The organism is Ectopseudomonas alcaliphila (genome assembly GCF_900101755.1).
Lineage (GTDB): Bacteria > Pseudomonadota > Gammaproteobacteria > Pseudomonadales > Pseudomonadaceae > Aquipseudomonas > Aquipseudomonas alcaliphila.
In genome coordinates, this window is the sequence record NZ_FNAE01000008.1 from 209,749 (window position 1) to 227,736 (window position 17,988).

Sequence of the window (17,988 nt, forward strand, 5' to 3'; positions counted from 1 at the left end):
CAGTCAGTGGCCAACCTTCGGGCCGTCGCCAAGCGACGTTGAACATGACTCCCGGCCATTTCCCATGGCCCTCTGAGGTTCACGGATGCCTCGCCTTTGTCTGGCCTTATTGCTGTTCTGGCTTGCCTGCCCAAGTTGGGCCCTTGCACCTGCGCCGCTGGACAGCGACGACCTGCGCCTATCCCTGGGCCCGTACACCGGTTATTACGAAGACGTGGACGGCACCCTCAGCGTCGAGCAGGTGCGAGCCCTGGATGACGATGCCTTCCGCAAACCCGGCGGCGAACACGCCAACCTTGGCAAGAACGCATCCGTATGGTGGTTCAAGGCTCGCCTGGTCAATGCTCTGGACCATGAGCTGGGCGGCTATCTCGAAGTCAACTATCCGCTGCTCGATCACCTCCAGGTTCACCTGATCGGCCCCGACGGCACGCATCTGGAACAGGAAAGCGGCGACAGCTTTGCCTTCTCCCAGCGGCCGGTGCAGGTGCGCAACTTTTGGTTCCCCATGCAGCTGGAGCCTGGCGTCAACACCCTGCTGATCCGTGTGGAAACCAGCAGCACGGTGTTCGTGCCGCTGTTCTTCGCCACCTACGGCGCCAGCGCGGCGGCGCAGGAGAACCTGATGGGCTTCAACGGCGCGTTCTACGGCGTGCTGTTCGCCATGTTCTGCTACAACCTGTTCCTCTACCTGTCGCTCCGCGAATCGGCCTATCTCTGGTACCTGGCCTACAACCTCAACGTTGGCCTGCTCGCCGCCTGCTTCGACGGCATGCTGTTCAAGCTGCTACCTGAACACGTGGCGTTTCAGTCGGTCAGCATCTACATCCTGATGTACCTGCACTGCCTCACGGCCATCCAGTTCAGCCGCCATTTCCTGCATGCACGCCAGTATTTCCCGCGCCTGGATACCGGCCTGCGTTTGCTGATGCTGATCTGCGTCGGTTGCCTGCTGTCAGTACCGCTGATCGGCTTCGCCGCCTGGAACATCCTGGCCAGCGTCACCGTGTCCCTGGTCTCGCTGATCCTGCTGCTGACCGGCATCTACGTGTGGCGTCGCGGCGTGCGCTATGGCTCCTACTACACCCTGGCCTGGGCCATCCTGCTGTTCGCCTTCATCCAGGCCACCACCGGCTCGCTGGGCCTTGAAGTGTTTGGCGTATTCGGCGCCACGGTGGTGAAGATCGGCGTGACCATCGAGCTGATCACCCTGTCCATCGGTCTTGCCGACCGTATCAACCTGCTCAAGGAAGAAGGCTTCCAGTCACGCCGTGCGGCCGAGCAAGCCGCCTTCGAGAACCAGGCCAAGAGCCGCTTCCTGGCCAAGATGAGCCACGAGATCCGCACTCCGCTCAACGGCGTGCTGGGCATGCTGCAGCTGCTGCGCGAAACGCCTCTGGATCGCAGCCAGCGCTTCTACGTCGACACCATTTCCAGCTCCGGCAGTTCGTTGATGGCGGTGATCAACGACATCCTCGACTACGCCCGTATCGAATCCGGCAAGCTCAGCCTGGAGCAGATCGAGTTCGATCTTGAAGAGATGATTTCCGAGACGCTCAGCCTGTTCACCGGCCAGGCCCTGGACAAGCGCCTGCGCCTCTACATCAGCCTGGAAAACGGCGTGCCACGACGCATTCAGGGTGACCCGACGCGGCTCAAGCAGGTGCTGATGAACCTGCTCAGCAACGCTCTTAAGTTCACCGCCGAAGGCCATGTGGCGGTCAGCGTCAGCCGCCGCAGTGACAGCCATGGCAGGCCGCATCTGGTGATCGCCGTCAGCGACAGTGGCATCGGTATCAGTGAGCAGGCGCTGGCGCAATTGTTCGAATCCTTCGCTCAGGGCGATTCCAGCACCACCCGCCGTTATGGCGGCAGCGGTCTGGGGCTGGCCATCAGCAAGGAGCTGGTGGAGATGATGGGCGGTAGAATCGAAGTGCAGAGCACCCTGGGCCAGGGCACTCGCTTCGCCTTCGACATGCCGCTGCTTGCCGAACAGGAAACGGCCGACGAGCTCAGCCGCCTGCTGGCCGGACGCACGGCCCTGCTCGCCTCGCTCGATGGCCTGGGCCTGGATGCCATGAGCCGCCTGCTCGGACGCTGGGGCATGCGTACCGAGCGCTGCCAGACACCGGAGCGCCTGCAGGACTACCTGGAGGATTTCACGGCACCGCCGCTGCTGGTACTGATGGCGCCATGGCCAGGTAGCGTCAACCACTGGCTCGATTCACTCAGACCCAAGCTGCAGGCGCAACAGCGGGTACTGCTGGTCTGCCCGCCCGAGGCCTGCCAGCAACTGCCGGCGAGCCTTGGCCTGCGCCTGCAACACCTGGCCCAGCCGGCGGCGATCAATGCCCTGCGTCAGGCCCTGAACGGGCTGTATGAAGAACCCAGAGCACAGGTACATCAGTTGGTCAGAGAAATACGCAGCGACGACAGCGACGCCCCCTGCATTCTGGTGGCAGAAGACAACCCGGTGAACCAGCTGGTGGTTCAGGGCTTTTTGAAAAAACGAGGCTACAGCGTGCGCCTGGTAACCGACGGCCAGGCGGCGGTGGATGAATACGGCCGCGACCCGGCCGCCGTGCACTTGATCCTGATGGATTGCGAGATGCCGGTGATGGACGGTTTCGAAGCCACCCGGCAGATCCGCCGCCTGGAGCGCAGCCAGCAACTCACCGCCGTGCCCATCATCGCGCTGACCGCGCATATCCTCGAAGAGCACCGCCAGCATGGCCTGGACGCCGGCATGGACGACTTTCTCGGTAAACCGCTGGATAGCGGGCTGCTCTACAGCACGCTGGAACGTCACCTCAAACGGCCCGGCATGGTGCACTGAGGGTGCTCGCGGCACGGTGCGCTTTGGCTCTATCATCGGCGCCAACCACTGGAGCCATTGACCGTGTTGATCCCCGCTGACCTGCTGCAAGCCGACACCCTCACCGCCCTGATCGAAGATTTCGTGACCCGCGACGGTACCGATAACGGTGACGAAACCCCACTGGAAACCCGCGTGCAGCGCGTACGCCGCGCCCTGGACAAGGGCGAGGCGGTGATCGTCTTCGACCCTGACAGCCAGCAGTGCCAACTGGCGATGAAACGTGACGTACCCAAGGAATGGCTGGACGCCCTCAACGACAGCCTCAGTGATTGACGGTGTGCGCCAACATCACCGATAGCTGACACAGCGGCCGGCCGCTTTCGACCTGCCATTGATTGAACGCCGCCTGCACGGCAGCCAGGTCTTTCAGACTGGTCGGGGCCTTGTCGATCACGCCCTGAGCCTTGAGCGCGGCGACCATGTCATCGGTGGGGACGAAGGTGTCCTTGCCCACCATGCGCAGGAAGCGCGGCGCCGACAGACCGCCAAGTTGACTGCCATGCTTGGCCAGATACTTCCACAACCCGACGATGTCACTGACCGGCCAATCGGCGATCAGCGCGCCGAAACTGCCTTTCTCACGACGCACGTCGAGAATGAACTGAGCGTTGCGCGGCACGCTTTTCAGCTTGCCCAGGTGGCGAATCAGCCGCGCATCCTGCATCAGGTTCTCCAGGCGCTCGGCGCCCATCAGCACCACCTTCTCCGGGTCGAAGCCGAAGAACACCTCCTCGAACGCCGGCCACTTGGCATCCACCAGGCTGTGCTTGAGCCCGGCGCGGAAGATACGCAGGCTGATCAGCGACAAGTAGCGGTCGTCACTCAGCGCACGCAGTTCGGCGTCGCTGCGCGGCTGCGGCAACATGGCTTCCAACGCCTTCGCCGAGCCGAAACGGTTGAGGCAGAACTCGTGCAGCCACTTGTAATCACGCATGAATCGATCCCTTCATGAAACGGACGACAGAGCCTGCACGCAGTAAGCCCCCGAGTACAAGTCCTGTAGGAGCCCCGCCCCGGGGCGAAGCGCTTTGCCTCTGCGCCTCAGGCCTGAGCACATTCGCCGCGAGGCGCGGCTCCTACACCACAGCGCCGCCCGCCTACTCTCACCCGCGCAACTGCTCGGCTGCCTGGCGCAGCGCCGCCTCGGTGCCGCTCCAGCCCAGGCAGCCATCGGTGATCGATACGCCGTAACGCAGATCGCCAGTGAGCGCCTGACAACCGTCGAACAAGTGGCTCTCCAGCATCACCCCGCGCAGGCTGGTATCCCCGGCCAGGCGCTGCTCGATCACGCTCTCCAGCACCGCAGGCTGACGCAAAGGGTCCTTGCCGCTGTTGGCATGGCTACAGTCGACCATGATGCGCGGCGCGATGCCCTGGCGCTGCAGCGCCTCACGTGCGGCGGCGACGCTGACGGCGTCGTGGTTCGGCGCGCCGTGACCACCGCGCAGCACCAGATGGGTGTCCGGGTTGCCGGCGGTATGCAACAGCGCCGGGTGACCAAGGTCATCGATGCCGAAATGCTGATGCGCATGCGCCGCCGAACGCATGGCGTCGCAGGCGATAGCGACGCTGCCGTCGGTGCCGTTCTTGAAGCCCACCGGCAGATCCAGGCCACTGACCATCTCGCGATGCACCTGTGACTCGCTGGTGCGTGCGCCAATCGCCGCCCAGCCAAGCAGATCGTCGAAGTAGCCGGCGGCCATCGGCTGCAGCAGTTCGGTGGCCAGCGGCAGGCCACGAGCGAGGATATCCAGCATCAATTGCCGCGACTGCCGCAGGCCTTCGGCCATATCGCCGCTACCGTCCAGATGTGGGTCGTACAGCAGCCCCTTCCAGCCCACGGTGGTACGTGGTTTTTCCACGTAGGCGCGCATCACCAGCAGCAGTTGATCGTCGACCTGCGGCGCCAGCTCGGCCAGGCGCTCGGCGTATTCGAGGGCCGAAGCGCGGTCATGCAGGGAACAGGGGCCGACCACCACCAGCAGGCGCGAGTCGCGACCATCGAGTACGGCGCGGATGGCGTCGCGGTCAGCGGCGATGGTCTCGGCAAGTGCACCGGGCAGCGGCAGGCGTTGGCGCAGAACGGCGGGGCTGGGCAGCGGCTGGGCGCTGCGGCGGGCGATGGCGGTAACGCTGGAAGCGAGTTGAGCGGAGACGGATGCATTCATGATCTGGCGGTTCCTTGGCCGGCGCGGTCGATGCCGCGGCGGCGCTAGCTGAGTGTTCGTTGCAAAGGTGTCAGGGCGGTGGTGACGCTGCTAAATCGCCAGTCGTTGCGGTAATAGTTCTGGTAACGGTTCATCTGCACATCCTCTAAGTGTTTGGCCGTTTTTCGGCCGGAAAAAACAAAACCCCCGGTCGGGTTGCCGACCGGGGGTTTTCTGGAAAACGTCTCTGGTGGCGACCCTGTTGTCTCAGGCCGCCTGTGGGGTATCAGGCGCGCCTGTGGCTAAACCAATACCCAAAGAAATAATACGCCGCCGCCACGCCCGACTGCGCACGCGCCAACGCAGCGCGCGAGGCACCGGTTTGCAGCATGGACAGGGACTTGAGACTGGCGGACATGAAATTCTCCAAAGCGATGGCCGAACCATACTCCAGGCCTTTGCGGCCTGGCAAGCGTCGCGTGGAGGAGCGAAACCGTCGCGGCTAAAGCCCCTCCCACACGCGACTCGAACCGTGGGAGGGGCTTTAGCCGCGATCTCTTACAGGCTCATCACATCGAGGAAGCGCGGCGTGGCGCTGTCGTCGATCTTCAGGCTCTTGAAGTCGAAGAGGTTGCGGTCGGCCAGTTGCGAGGGGTGCACGTTCTGCAGCGCGCGGAACATGATCTCGACGCGGCCCGGGCTCTTGCGCTCCCACTCCTGCAGCATCTCCTTGACCACCTGACGTTGCAGGTTCTCCTGCGAACCGCACAGGTTGCACGGGATGATGGGGAATTCCTTGAGCTGGCTGTAAGCCTCGATATCGGCCTCGGCGCAGTAGGCCAGCGGGCGGATCACCACGTTGCGGCCATCGTCGGACAGCAGCTTGGGCGGCATGGCCTTGAGCGTGCCGCCATAGAACATGTTGAGGAAGAAGGTTTCCAGGATATCGTCGCGGTGATGCCCCAGGGCCATCTTGGTCGCGCCGATCTCATCGGCGTAGGTGTACAGGGTGCCACGACGCAGGCGCGAGCACAGCGAGCAGGTGGTCTTGCCCTCGGGGATCTTCTCCTTCACCACCGAGTAGGTGTCCTTCTCGATGATGTGGTACTGCACGCCGATGGATTCCAGGTACGCCGGCAGCACATGCTCGGGGAAGCCAGGCTGCTTCTGGTCCATGTTCACCGCGACGATCTCGAACTTGATCGGCGCCACCTTCTGCAGGTAGAGCAGCACGTCGAGCATGGTGTAGCTGTCCTTGCCGCCGGACAGGCAGACCATCACCTTGTCGCCATCCTCGATCATATTGAAGTCGGTGATGGCTTCGCCGGCCAGGCGGCGAATGCGCTTCTGCAGTTTGTTCTGGTTGACCGAGAGGGTGCCCATGGTGCGTCGAAATCCGAGGGGTGGGAACGAAAGCGCGACATTTTACGCACAATGGCGCCGCGCCCCCACCCCACCGGCAACTAAATGCTAGTCTCGGCCGATGAACGACGACCTCGACCCCAACCAGGACCTCGCCGAGCAGGTACTGCAACTGCTGCAGGCCGCTCCCGACGGCATTGCCGAATACACCCTGATCCAGCAACTGAAAGACGGCCACAGCGGCCACATTCCCAATCTGCCTCTGGCCGACAAACTGGTGCTGTTTCGCACTCATTTCCTGCTGTTCAACGCCCTTTACCGCCTGCGTGAACAGCTATGGGAGCAGCAGAGCCATCAGTTGCAGATCAGCCCGCTGTGTATCCGCCTGCTGCCCTATCAGCCAGGCAACGCGGCGCTCAGTGAGCGCGACGGACTGCGTGACTACTATCTGGACATGAGTCACCTGCGTGACACCGACGAACGCGACGTCGAGCGTCTGCTCACCAGCTTCTGGACGCGCATGCAGGGCGGCGAAGAGAAGCAGGCTGCGCTGGAGCTGTTCGAACTGGCCGATGAACGGACGCTCGACCTGCCACGAATCAAGCTGCGCTACCGACAAATGGTCAGCGAGCATCATCCGGACCGAGGCGGCAGCACAGAGCGGTTGCAGTCGATTAACCTGGCCATGGAAATTCTTGAGCGCTATTACCGCTGATCTCTAGAGAGCGATTTGCTCTAAAGCCAGACACCACGCCTGCTCCAAGCCCTGCCTATACTGCGACATAAGGTCGCATCGAATTGGCCTGACACCCGGTGGCGCTGTACACGTGCGCCGGGCGTTCGCTGGGGGGCGACCGCAATAAGAAAGAGGAGGTGTCTGGCATGATCCACCACGTTTGGGGGCTCTTCACCCATCCCGATCAAGAATGGCAAGAAATCCGTGGCGAGGAAGAATCCATCAGCCACATGTATCTGACCCATGTGCTGATTCTTGCGGCTATTCCCGCCATTTCAGCCTATATCGGCACCACCCAGGTTGGCTGGGCGATTGGTGACCGAGCACCGGTAATGCTTACCGAAGGCAGTGCGATGGTGATGACCATCATGTCCTACCTGGCGATGCTCGCCGGAGTAGCCGTAATGGGCGCCTTCATCCACTGGATGGCACGTACCTACGACGCCAATCCCAGTCTGACCCAGTGCGTGGTATTCGCGGCCTACACCGCCACCCCATTATTCATTGGAGGTCTCGCAGCGCTCTATCCGCACCTGTGGCTGGGCATGGTCGTGGGCACGATCGCGATCTGCTACACCGTTTACCTGCTCTACGTTGGCATACCGACCTTCATGAACATTCCCGAGGATGAAGGCTTCATGTTCTCCAGCTCGGTACTGGCGGTCGGACTGGTGGTGCTGGTGGCGATGATCGCCAGCTCGGTCATTCTCTGGGGCATGGGCGTCGGCCCGGTCTATACCAGCTGATAGTCAGCAGCTAACCCACAGGCCGCCTCCGGGCGGCCTTTTGTTGCCCGTCATGCACCAGGAAATTTGGGTTGAACCCTACGCCGTGATGGCTGCCCGACATTTAAAGGCAGTCAAGCGGATGGTCATCCCATGTATGCGAACCTCTATACCCTTCTCACCCGCCCGGATCGTGCCTGGACGGCCATTCGCCAGGACGAGGAACACAACAGCGCCGGCTATGTGCCCTACCTGCTGCTCTTCAACCTGCTGCCGGCGGTGTGCCTGTTCATCGGCACCCATTGGGTGGGCTGGAGCCTGGTAGACGAAGAACGCATCCGCCTGGAAGCGATAAGCGCATTGCAACTGAGCGTGCTGCTGTATCTGGCGACGTTGATCGGCGTATTCATCATGGGCTTCTTCTTGCGCTACATGTCGCGCACCTTCGAGGCCAGGCCCACCTTCAACCAGTGCATCGGCTTCATCGCCTATGCCTGCACCCCCTTCTTTTTGGCCGGTATCTCAGCCCTCTACCCTGCGCGTTGGCTGGCTGTAGGCGTATTGCTGCTGGCCTGCGCACATGCCTGCTACCTGATCTACGTCGGCCTGCCGCGCTTCATGCGCATCGACAACCAGCAGGGTTTTCTCTATGCCTCGTCGATGGTTGGCGTCGGCCTGCTGGTGATCGTGACCATTCTGGTCAGCATGATTCTGTTCTGGACCTACACCCTGGAGCCGGAATATCAGCGCACCGTGCAGCAAGACCAGAGCCGCGGCACCCAGCAGGAGCGAATGCAGGCGCCAGGAGACGAGTGATACCTGCGCAGGCGCGCCGCTTACGGCATAATCGGCGCTCAGTCAGTACCTGCGCCTGTCCATGCCTGAACAGATTCACACCCGCGTCGAAGCCTGCTACCAGCAGGCCGAAGCCTTCTTCAAGCAACGTTTTGCCCGCCCCGAAATCAGCTTCAAGTTGCGCGGGCAGAAGGCGGGCGTTGCGCACCTGACGGAAAACAAGCTGCGCTTCAACCTGCAGCTGTACCGGGCCAATCATGAGGATTTCCTGCGCCAGACGGTGCCTCATGAGGTCGCCCACATGATCGCCCACCAGCTGTTCGGCCCGCGCATTCAGCCGCATGGCGAGGAATGGCAACTGATCATGCGCGGCGTCTACGAACTGCCGCCGCATCGCTGCCACAGCTACGAAGTCGAGCGACGCCAGGTCAACCGCTTCATCTACCGCTGCAGCTGCGTGGATGGCGAATTTCCCTTCTCGGCTCAGCGTCATGCGCTGGTGGCCAAGGGGCGTCGCTATTACTGCCGGCGCTGCAAGGCGACCTTGCACTTCACCGGCGAGCATCGCCGGGAATGATCCGGCGCCAGCGCACCGACAGCGGTCGCTAACCTTCGAATGATTTCAACCACTCGGTGCGCACACGCGCCTGCTCCGCCTGGCACTCCGACTCCCAGAACCCGGTCCAGGGCGAACCTTGCACGCGGTTGCGGGCGTACAGGCTGCAATCCTGCTCGCGGAGCTTGATCCACAGCCGTTGGGCATCGCGCAGCTCGGCAGCGAGTGTCGGGTCATACTGCTTGAGTGAGGCCATCACGCGATCATAAGTGCCTTGCAGCTCCTGCTCGGCAGCCTTCCACACCGGCCCCTGGCACATGAAGGCCGCCATGGCGCTGCCCTGCTGGCAGGGATCTTCCGAATCCTCGGTGGCGTGCACGGGTGCCAGGGCGACGGCCATGCCCATCGCCAAGATCCAGCCCACGACGCCTGGCGCCATCCCTGCGATTCCTTTCATGCCTGACGCTCCACTGCGATAAAGGCGCCCATCCTAAGCGGGCGCCTCGCTCGCTTCAACCGAACACCCGCGCCTCGCGCAGCGCGGCGATTCGTTCGGCGTCATAACCCAGTTCGACCAGCACCTGCTCGGTATGCGCGCCGACAGCCGTACCGACATGCCGGGGTGGAGGCAAGCCGTCGGAGAACCTCAGCGGGCAGGCCAGTTGCGCCTGCGCCGGCAAGCCTTCGCGCGGCACCTCGACCACCAGTCCACGCGCCTTGACCTGCGGATGCTCGACCGCCTCGGACAGCGGCAGCATGGGTTCGACGCAAGCGTCCAGCTCGCTGAAGACTTCACACCACTCGGCGAAGTCGCGCTTCTCGAATTCGATCTCGATCTCGCGCTTGAGCGCACGCTGATCCTCGGGCTTTTGCGACAGGCCACGCGCCGCCAGCTCGGGTCGGCCAATGGCGGCACAGAACTGCTGCATGAACTGCGGTTCCAGGCTGCCGACGGAGAACCAGCGGCCATCGCGGGTGCGATAGTAGTCATAGAAGCTGCCGCCGTTGAGCGCCTGGTTTTCCATGCCGGGCTCCACACCGCTACCGAGATAGCCGGCCCCGGCCATGCCATGCAGGCTGAAGGCGCAGTCGGTCATGCTCACATCGACCTGCTGGCCCAGGCCGGTGACCTGGCGCTGCACCACGGCCGCAAGCAGGCCGATCACACCATGCAGCGAGCCACCGGCCAGGTCGGCCAGTTGCACGCCAAGCGGCAGCGGACCGCGGTCCTGACGCCCGGTGTAGCTGGCGATGCCGGCCAGCGCCAGGTAGTTGATATCGTGGCCGGCGCGATCCCGATAAGGTCCGCTCTGGCCGTAACCGGTGATCGACACGTAGATCAGCCGTGGATTGATCGCCTTGAGCGCCTCGTAGCCGACGCCCAGCTTGTCCATCACACCGGGGCGGAACTGCTCGAGCACGATGTCGTACTCGCTCACCAGCTGCCTGACTACCTCGACCGCCTCGGGACGCTTGAGATCGAGCGCGATGCTGCGCTTGTTGCGGTTGAGGTAGGCGTGGCTGGTGGAGGTTCCGCCATCGTGCGGCGGCAGCACGCGCACCAGATCCATGCGCGTGGGTGACTCTACCCGCAGCACGTCGGCGCCCATGTCTGCCAGCAGCAGTGACGCGAACGGTCCCGGCAGCAGCGTGGAAAAATCGAGAACCTTCAGCGATGACAACGGGCCGGACATGGCGACTCCAGATTACAAAAAATGGCACAGGGCGAATCAACGCTCCCAGACGATGACAGCATCACCGGGCATAGCGGCAATAGCCTCGGCATAACGTATCTCCAGCACATTGCGGCGAATTTTCATGGTCGGCGTCATGCTGCCGTTATCCACCGTCCAGGCCTCGCTGACCAGATAGAAATGACTGACGCGCTCGTGCGCCTCGAGCCTTTGATTGACTGCGTGCAAGTGCTCGGAAAGAGACTGTTCGAGCATCTCGCGTGGTTGCTGGCGGGCAGCGGGCGAGAGTTCGATCAGCGCCAGCGGTTGATCGAGATTGCTGCCCATCAGGCACACCTGCTCGACCCAGTGACTCTTGGCGATCTCGCCCTCGATGGGTGCCGGCGCTACGTACTTGCCCTTGCTGGTCTTGAAGATGTCCTTGACCCGCCCGGTGATGCGCAGGTAGCCCGCCTCGTCCAACTGGCCGCGATCACCTGTGTGCAACCAGCCATCCTTGAGCGTCTCGGCGGTCTTCTCCGGCTCACGGTAATAGCCCTGCATCAGCGTCTCGCTGCGCAGCAGGATCTCGCCGCTGGCATCGATGCGCACCTCCAGATGCGGCATTGGCCTGCCCACAGTGCCGAAGCGCACCTGCCCGGGGCGATTGAAACAACCGTAGGCGAAGTGCTCGGTCATGCCGTAGCCCTCGCAGATGGTCATGCCCAGACGCCGATACCACTCCAGCAGCCCGGTGGAAATCGCCGCCGCACCGGACACCAGAATGCGCGCGCGATCCAGCCCCAGCCCCGCGCGCACCTTGCGCGCCACCAGACGCCCAAGCAGCGGAATGCGCAGCAGGCGGTCGAGCTTGTGCGCCGGCAGTTTCTCCAGCACGCCCTGCTGAAAGCGCGTCCACAGTCGTGGTACCGAGAAGAACACGGTCGGACGCACCTGGCGCAGGTCGCTGGCAAACGTCTCCAGCGACTCGACGAAGGCCACCGGCGCACCGCAATAGAGGCTGTTGAACTCCACCAGAAAGCGCTCGGCCGCATGCGAAAGCGGCAGGTAGGAGAAGAACTGATCCTGCGGCGTCATGTTCAGCTCCGCCGTGGCGTTGGCTGCAGAGAACGCCATGGCATGGGCCGAGAGCATCACGCCCTTGGGCTGCCCGGTAGTGCCAGAGGTGTAGAGAATCGACAGCAGATCCTCACCACGCTGCAGATGCGCGCCGAGCAGCGGCTCATGCGCCGCCAGCAAGGTCTGCCATTGATGCTCGGCGGCCATGGTCGGATAAGGCATGGCGATGCGGGTGATATGCGCCGCGATGCCGCTGGCCAGCTTGTCCGGCTCATCCAGCTTGCCCAGCAGAATCACCTTGCAGCCGGCATGCTCCAGCACATAGGCGATCTGCTCCGGTGCCTGCAGCGGATACAGCGGCACGCTGATCAGCCCGGCATGCTGGATGGCCAGATCGCTGATGAACCATTCGGCGCAGTTCTTCGCCAGCAAGGCGACGCGCTCGCCTGGCACGCAGCCCAACGCCAGCAGCGCGCTGGCCAGTCGCCGCGCCTGATCGTCGACCTGGCGCCAGCTGTAGTCATGCCAGACGCCATCGACTGGCTGACGCAGCCAGATGGCATCGGGCTGCCGATCCAGCCAGTGGTTGAAGCGTTCGAGCGGCAGTTGCAGGGTCATGGGGTAAGCGCCTTCTGTTGTTATAGGGCTCCTGCTCATCACGGTGAGCGCGCTATGACGATAGACCTCAACAGCCTGTTAATGCCGTCATGGCGCGGAAACCTACAGCTTCATCCCGCGACTGATGATCTCCTTCATGATTTCCGACGTGCCGGCGAAGATGCGCTGAATACGCGCATTCGCGTACATCTTGCAGATCGGGTATTCCCACATGTACCCCCAGCCGCCATGCAGCTGCACGCCTTCGTCCACCACCTTGCCGAGCAGTTCAGTGGTGAACAGCTTGGCTTCGGCCGCCACTTCGGGGGTGAGCTGCTTCTGGTTGTGGTCCATCACGCAGCGATCGGTGAACACCTGTGCCACGTCGATCTGCGTGCGCATTTCCGCCAGCTTGAAGCGGGTGTTCTGGAAGTGCGCCACCGGGCGGCCGAAGGCCTGGCGCTCCTTCACGTAATCGATGGTGGTCTGCAGCGCCGCCTCGGCGCCGGCCACCGCGCCGCAGGCATTGGTCAGGCGTTCCTGGGCGAGCATGTTCATCAGGTAGAAGAAGCCGCCCTTGGCATCGCCCAACAGGTTTTCCTTGGGCACCTTGACGTCGTTGAAGAACAGCTCGGCGGTGTCCTGGCTGTGCATGCCGAGCTTCTTCAGCTTCTTGCCACGCTCGAAACCGGGCATGCCGCGTTCGACCAGGAACAGGCCCATGGCGTGCTTGTTGGCCGGATCGGTCTTGGCCGCGACGATCACCACATCGGCCAGGTAGCCGTTGGAGATGAACACCTTGGAGCCGTTGAGCAGCCAGTGCTCGCCCTTGTCCACCGCCGTGGTGCGCATGCCGGCCAGATCGGAGCCGGCCGAAGGCTCGGTCATCGCCACGGCGAGGATGGTCTCGCCGCTGATGATGCCCGGCAGCAAACGCGCCTTCTGCTCGGCAGTGCCGTACTCGGCGATATAGGGGCCGCACAGCGCCGAGTGCAGCGGGATCATGAAACCGGGCTCGTTGATGCGCGCCAGCTCCTCGCACATGATCTGCTCGTAGCGAAAATCCTTGAGCCCCGCGCCGCCATACTCCTCATCCGCCCAGGGTAGCAGAAAACCCATCTCGCCGGCCTTGCGCCACACGCTGCGGTCCACCACACCAGCCTCTTCCCAGGCCTCCTGATGGGGCACCACCTCCTTGTCCAGAAACGCCGCGAAGGCATCGCGGAACAGGTTGTGCTCGGTGTCGAAATGGTTACGTTGCATGAGGCGGGTCCTCCGCTGTTGTTATGGCACCGAGGTTAAGTGCCGCCCCGCCACGCCTCAATGACCCATGCGCTCAGCCTCGGTTGACCCATTCGCTCGGCTGGCTTGCTCTGGTCACGAGCAGTTGCCTACCATCGACCACCCTCGCTATCGGAAACCCAGCATGCGCGAACGCACCATCGCCAGCCACTTCGTCCGCGCCGCCCTGCGCGGTGCCGATCGCCAAGGCCTGGCCTGCGACCTGATACTGCGTCAGGCCGGCATCCAGCCCGCCGTGCTGGTCGAGCCGCGTGCACGCATTGCCCCCGAACAGTTCGCCCGGCTCATGCAACTGCTGTGGGAAGCGCTGGACGACGAGTACCTGGGTTTCGGCCGCCAGCCGAGCAAACGCGGCACATTCGCCATGATGGGCCACGCCATCATCCACTGCCGCAGCCTGGAAAAAGCCCTGAGCCGTGGCGCGATGTTCTACGGCCTGTTTCCCGACGCACCGGGCATCAGCCTGCAACGCGAAGGCGACTGGGCGCGGCTGAGCGTGGACGACAGCACCCTGTGGGACCCGGATCATTTTCTGGTGGAAAGCCTGCTGGTGATCTGGCATCGCCTCGGCAGTTGGCTGATCGGCCAGCGCATCCGCCTGGAAGAAGCCACCTTCACCTATCCGGAGCCACAGCACAGCGCCGAGTACGAACTGCTGTTCCCCTGCACCCGGCGCTTTTGCGCCGGCGCCACCAGCCTGCTGTTCCACGCCCGCTACCTGGCGATGCCGCTGCTACAGGACGAACGCACGCTCAAGCAATTCCTGGAGCACTCCCCCGCCGACCTGCTGGCCCGCCCGGACGGCGGCGACAGCCTGATCAGCCAGATTCGTCGCCTGCTCGGCCGCGACTGCCGCACCTGGCCAGACCTGGAACAGGTCGCCCAGCAACTGCACAGCAGCCCGCAGACCCTGCGCCGCCACCTGCGCGAAGAAGGCACCAGCTTTCAGGAACTCAAGGACCACCTGCGCCGCGACCTGGCCATCTACCACCTGGGCCGCGACGAACTGGCGATTCAGGATATCGCCGAGCAGCTCGGTTTTTCCGAACCCTCGGCCTTCCACCGGGCGTTCAAGAAGTGGACGGGGCTGACGCCAGGGGCCTATCGGGCGCAGGAAGGGTAAGGCGCATTGCAGCCAGGCTCCGTGACTTCGTACATGGACAGAGCAGGCAGTCATGCACTAGCTTCTGACTCAAGCCTGCCGGCACTGCGCCAGAGGCGATTAGCTTGCCCTCCTCCCATGTCGCTTTTCCTCCTGAGTACTGTCGCGTTTGCCGCGAGCATCTTCAGGCCAGACAAGGGCTTACAGGACGACAAGGAAGGTTATGCGACAGGTGTCTTGGTGAAACGCGACAGCTATGTCGTCTAATTAATAGTTACCCAATGATAGTTAGAGCGGCGTAAGGAAACGTAAATGACATGGAATCAAGGTGACCAAAAAGCAAAAAATCTGCTATTAAGCGAAACCAAACAGCGCTGTCGCCTAACTGTTGTTAAGGCAAACAGCGCTGTTTGGTTTCGCTGGAAGCTGCTGTTTTCTGATTTTTGCCCCCTTGAGTTTTACCTGCATTTACATGCCCGTTGCGCGGGCGCGTGCAAATCATCGGATAACAACTCACTAGAGCGAACACTTCGTGTCGCTCACCTCGGTCGTTAGGTATATGGAAGAAAAATTCTCGCTGTACCTTGTAGAGCCTGGCCCACGACCACCATTTCCCTCTATAGCTAATTATCTTTGGGGTGAAGTGGATTTTGACTCTGATGGCAATAGTAACAACGCCAACGACAGCCAATGGACAGAGCTTACAGTTATACGTCGCTCCACAGCTCGCGAACGTCTCGATATAGATACGGCGTCAGAAAATCCATTGGTTCTTATAATTTCATCCGCTTCCGCCGAAATTGTTCGTAAAATTGCGCAGTTCTTGGTAGCAAATAGCGGAGGAGTTATACATACAGAGTGGCCACATACCTAACTAGTGGTTCAAGTCACTCGCCTCGCTCGTTCGGGACGGGCTAAAGCCCGCCCCTTAACCAAACGTTAAGTGTCTTCAGGAAGAAATCATGGAATTCAAAGTAGGAAATTTTACCTTCGGAAGATGCGACAAAATTGCTGCAGAATGGATGCACCAACATGGTCAAACCCTACTAAAGTACTCCTTGTCGATCATATTCATATGGCTTGGCGCTCTAAAGCCACTCGGCTTAAGCCCAGTGAACGACCTAGTGACAAACACAATAACCTGGCTCCCTTCAGATATATTTATACCCATACTGGGGTTATGGGAAATCGCCATTGGCATTTGCCTTCTCATCAAGCCTCTGTTGAGGGTTGCCTTAACCTTGCTATTTTTACAGCTATTCGGAACCGTACTACCGCTATTTATACTGCCAGATGTGTGCTTCATCAAATTCCCTTACGCATTCACACTTGAAGGTCAATACATAATTAAAAATTGTGTAATCTTAAGCGCTGCTATTGTCGTAGGTGGCGGCTTAAGCAAAGAGTCGTCACAGTTCGCAGGCCAAAGCGTGCAAAACACTTAACAAATGGTTCAAATCGTTCGCTTCGCTCACTGGGGCGGGCTAAAGCCCGCCCCTTAACCAAACGTTAGGCCCTTATGAAAAGAGTCCAAAACCCTGGAAAATACAATGCAACCTTAACCGACTATTTGAGAGAGGTTCATTGCGTATGCCCAAGTTGTGGCGGACATGCCCGAATTACTGCGGAAGCTAAATATGCAATACCATGGGAGCCAACAAACGTAAGGTTCATCTGTACAAACTGCGCGCGCAGAGAAACTTGGCCATCGGAAAAATTCAAAAGCAAATTTGAAGGCTTTGACCTCCGCAATGGATTTGAGCCATATTTTGGCTATAAATTCTATTTCTCTCGCATAATTTGCGGCGAAATCGTATCAATATTTAGCCAAGATCACGCAAAAGACATAGCCGAGTATATTTCTGCCCATGATCGTCCTTCACCACAAAACTCAAAGTGGGCCATGGTGAATCGCCTTCCAAAACAATTTAAACTAGCAAAAAACCGCGACGCCGTAACAAAGGCTTTAAAGAGCATTATCGAAGAGGCGCAGTAGCCAGCTTAACAAGTGGTTCAAGTCCGTTCGCTTCGCTCACTCGGGACCGACTAAAGCCGGCCCCTTAACCAAACGTTAGGTGCAAGTATGGCCCCAATATCTCGTGCAATATTACTAATCTGCGCTGTAACTTTTATTGGCATGGTTACATATTTTGGCGGCGGAATATGGTTGATTCTAGATTCAGAGCCGAACTCAGCACAGTCTTACATTCAGTGGCTTTTAGTTTCACTTCTACTGGCAGCACCACTTTGGGGGCCAGCCATACTTCCTTCTCGCCATCCAAGGGCACTGAAAACCTGCTATTGGGTTAGCGCAGCATTATTGCTCTTACCTGCTTGGTTATTTTTAAAAGACGCATTCGACATAACACAACGGATGATGTCTGGCTTAGAGGCAGTTCCCTCTTTCATCTTTCCGCTGCTCATCATAAATTTATGCTGCTTTATTTGTTTCTGTGTAATTTTACTTTCCGGTCTCCGTTCACGTCCGCAGAGCACCTAACAAAAGTATATGGACTCTCCCCACAAGTAGTGGGCAAAGCTTCTCTTCTGCACCTGTCGTCAGCGCGGTTGCATTCGTATATCCGGCCTGTTCTGGGCTTTCCGCCCTGGCCATTCTGTAGTTCGCGCAGCGGGGGCCAAGCGTTCAATCGATCACCAGGATCATCATTGTTATCGGCCTTGCTCCGCTGCAGGACTCGCCTGTTTCGACAGTGCTGCTACTCACCACAACCACAAGAAAACCACCACGCCTTACTGATTACCCCCGCCGTCAGGCGGGCTTTGTGCTCTGCCAATTGCCATTGAAGCGCCGCTCGTGGCACCACACCGCCCAGCAGATCCGCACCAGTTTGTTGGCCAGCGCCACCGCCGCCTTGTTGTGACCGATACGGGCTGCCGTCTGCACAGCCCAGCGCTGCAGTTGGGTCAGCTTCTCCGGCGTGCGCGACTGGCATCGCTGGGCCGCCAGCAAGGCCGCTCGCGAACCGTGAATCAATAACGTGCGCACATAGACGTTGCCCTGTCGGCTGATATGG

17 protein-coding genes and 1 pseudogene are annotated in these 17,988 nt (G+C 60.8%); 10 read left to right on the forward strand and 8 right to left on the reverse strand.

The genetic code is table 11. The annotated features are described in order from the left end of the window. Positions 1–85: 85 nt before the first annotated feature. Positions 86–2,836 (forward strand): hybrid sensor histidine kinase/response regulator, encoded by a 2,751-nt coding sequence (locus BLR77_RS21150; protein WP_074681512.1) that lies wholly within the window; start codon positions 86–88, stop codon positions 2,834–2,836. Between the two features lie 63 nt (positions 2,837–2,899). Further along, positions 2,900–3,151: a YheU family protein gene (locus tag BLR77_RS21155; protein WP_074681514.1), complete on the forward strand. Its 252-nt coding sequence runs from the start codon at positions 2,900–2,902 to the stop codon at positions 3,149–3,151. Here BLR77_RS21155 and BLR77_RS21160 read toward each other — a convergent pair. The 3 genes from BLR77_RS21160 to ttcA all read right to left on the reverse strand — a co-directional run bounded on the left by BLR77_RS21160 (position 3,141) and on the right by ttcA (position 6,408). Further along, complete coding sequence (locus BLR77_RS21160) at positions 3,141–3,812, reverse strand: DNA-3-methyladenine glycosylase I (protein WP_074681516.1); 672 nt, start codon at positions 3,810–3,812, stop codon at positions 3,141–3,143. The genes BLR77_RS21155 and BLR77_RS21160 overlap by 11 nt on opposite strands. A 169-nt stretch (positions 3,813–3,981) precedes the next feature. Beyond that, positions 3,982–5,046 (reverse strand): 3-deoxy-7-phosphoheptulonate synthase, encoded by a 1,065-nt coding sequence (locus BLR77_RS21165; protein ID WP_074681518.1) that lies wholly within the window; start codon positions 5,044–5,046, stop codon positions 3,982–3,984. A gap of 537 nt (positions 5,047–5,583) precedes the next feature. Beyond that, on the reverse strand, positions 5,584–6,408 hold the full coding sequence (ttcA, locus tag BLR77_RS21170) for a tRNA 2-thiocytidine(32) synthetase TtcA (RefSeq protein WP_013716338.1): 825 nt from the start codon (positions 6,406–6,408) through the stop codon (positions 5,584–5,586). Between the two features lie 100 nt (positions 6,409–6,508). Here ttcA and BLR77_RS21175 point away from each other — a divergent pair, with 100 nt between their 5' ends. The 4 genes from BLR77_RS21175 to BLR77_RS21190 all read left to right on the forward strand — a co-directional run bounded on the left by BLR77_RS21175 (position 6,509) and on the right by BLR77_RS21190 (position 9,220). After that, positions 6,509–7,102 (forward strand): DNA-J related domain-containing protein, encoded by a 594-nt coding sequence (locus BLR77_RS21175; RefSeq protein WP_074681520.1) that lies wholly within the window; start codon positions 6,509–6,511, stop codon positions 7,100–7,102. Positions 7,103–7,269: 167 nt separating this feature from the next. Continuing rightward, positions 7,270–7,869, forward strand: coding sequence for a Yip1 family protein (locus BLR77_RS21180; protein WP_074681522.1), 600 nt, complete (start codon positions 7,270–7,272; stop codon positions 7,867–7,869). Positions 7,870–8,001: 132 nt separating this feature from the next. After that, positions 8,002–8,664 carry a Yip1 family protein gene (locus BLR77_RS21185; RefSeq protein ID WP_074681524.1) on the forward strand — a complete coding sequence of 221 codons (663 nt, stop codon included), beginning with the start codon at positions 8,002–8,004 and terminating at the stop codon, positions 8,662–8,664. A gap of 61 nt (positions 8,665–8,725) precedes the next feature. Further along, on the forward strand, positions 8,726–9,220 hold the full coding sequence (locus BLR77_RS21190; RefSeq protein ID WP_074681526.1) for a SprT family zinc-dependent metalloprotease: 495 nt from the start codon (positions 8,726–8,728) through the stop codon (positions 9,218–9,220). Positions 9,221–9,248: 28 nt separating this feature from the next. Here BLR77_RS21190 and BLR77_RS21195 read toward each other — a convergent pair whose 3' ends face one another. The 4 genes from BLR77_RS21195 to BLR77_RS21210 form a co-directional block, all read right to left on the reverse strand. Then, positions 9,249–9,656, reverse strand: a complete 408-nt coding sequence (locus BLR77_RS21195; RefSeq protein WP_074681528.1) for a lysozyme inhibitor LprI family protein — start codon at positions 9,654–9,656, stop codon at positions 9,249–9,251. Positions 9,657–9,711: 55 nt separating this feature from the next. Then, a complete protein-coding gene (locus BLR77_RS21200) occupies positions 9,712–10,893 on the reverse strand; it encodes a CaiB/BaiF CoA transferase family protein (protein WP_074681530.1) in 1,182 nt (393 codons plus the stop codon). A 36-nt stretch (positions 10,894–10,929) separates the two neighbouring features. Next, on the reverse strand, positions 10,930–12,570 hold the full coding sequence (locus BLR77_RS21205; RefSeq protein ID WP_074681532.1) for an AMP-binding protein: 1,641 nt from the start codon (positions 12,568–12,570) through the stop codon (positions 10,930–10,932). Positions 12,571–12,672: 102 nt separating this feature from the next. Continuing rightward, positions 12,673–13,812, reverse strand: coding sequence for an acyl-CoA dehydrogenase family protein (locus tag BLR77_RS21210; RefSeq protein ID WP_074681534.1), 1,140 nt, complete (start codon positions 13,810–13,812; stop codon positions 12,673–12,675). A gap of 163 nt (positions 13,813–13,975) precedes the next feature. On the opposite strand from BLR77_RS21210, the gene BLR77_RS21215 reads away from it, so the two are divergent. From BLR77_RS21215 to BLR77_RS25265, 4 genes are all read left to right on the forward strand, one after another. Next, on the forward strand, positions 13,976–14,974 hold the full coding sequence (locus BLR77_RS21215) for an AraC family transcriptional regulator (RefSeq protein WP_074681536.1): 999 nt from the start codon (positions 13,976–13,978) through the stop codon (positions 14,972–14,974). Between the two features lie 291 nt (positions 14,975–15,265). Further along, entirely contained in the window at positions 15,266–15,508 is a 243-nt protein-coding gene (locus BLR77_RS25260) for a hypothetical protein (RefSeq protein WP_139203059.1), read from the forward strand. A 407-nt stretch (positions 15,509–15,915) separates the two neighbouring features. Further along, the gene (locus BLR77_RS21225) at positions 15,916–16,398 is read left to right on the forward strand and encodes a hypothetical protein (protein ID WP_074681538.1); all 483 of its coding nucleotides are present in this window, start codon (positions 15,916–15,918) and stop codon (positions 16,396–16,398) included. A gap of 74 nt (positions 16,399–16,472) precedes the next feature. Beyond that, positions 16,473–16,949 (forward strand): hypothetical protein, encoded by a 477-nt coding sequence (locus BLR77_RS25265; protein WP_139203060.1) that lies wholly within the window; start codon positions 16,473–16,475, stop codon positions 16,947–16,949. Positions 16,950–17,723: 774 nt separating this feature from the next. Here the strand turns inward: BLR77_RS25265 and BLR77_RS21230 are convergent. Beyond that, positions 17,724–17,988 (reverse strand): annotated as a pseudogene (locus BLR77_RS21230) (IS110 family transposase); the annotation flags it as partial.